The 515-nt window shown below is 43.9% G+C and carries 1 protein-coding gene; it reads right to left on the bottom strand.

The window, feature by feature from the left end:
• Window positions 1-238: 238 nt before the first annotated feature.
• On the bottom strand, window positions 239-515 hold a 277-nt coding region (locus AC1DWB_RS37210; RefSeq protein ID WP_477546034.1), incomplete at its 5' end, for a hypothetical protein.

The raw sequence follows: 515 nt of genomic DNA, 5'->3' as shown, positions 1-515 counted from the left end.
TAGTAGTGCTCCTTATATGTTTTGGGCAAAAATGTATTATAGTATAAAACCTTCTATGTCATTTTGGAAATACCTTTCCTCTCTATGTACCATTATCACGGGTTCCTCTGTGTGAAAAATGAGAAATTCGCTGTACCTATGGCTCATGAGATGATCAACCCGATCCATGCCGGCAGCCTCGTCATTGTTTCACATTCGCTATAGTTACTGATAGCTGAACAGGCTACGGATTATGCAGTTAGCCTGTTGTCATTGAAGTATCGTGCCCGTTAGCGTAACAACGTATCGGGTCCTTCATCATCCTATTAAAGGCTTGCTGCAAACCGGCTTCCGAGACTAAGACGGTGCGCCTCCCGGCAAACTGAATCACAAATTGCCCTTGTTTATTTAGATTGATGCAGATAATACCCAATCCCAGACTGCCCGCATCCGAATTCAGATACACAACACGATGTTTTCGCAGAAATGGGATGAGGTTGTTATGGTTATACAGGCCCGTTGCGGGAATAGCATTC

It is taken from the genome of Paenibacillus sp. P4_E11 (genome assembly GCF_056401635.1).
Note: the sequence above shows the minus strand (reverse complement) of the source record. Positions and strands in the feature narration are given on the sequence as shown.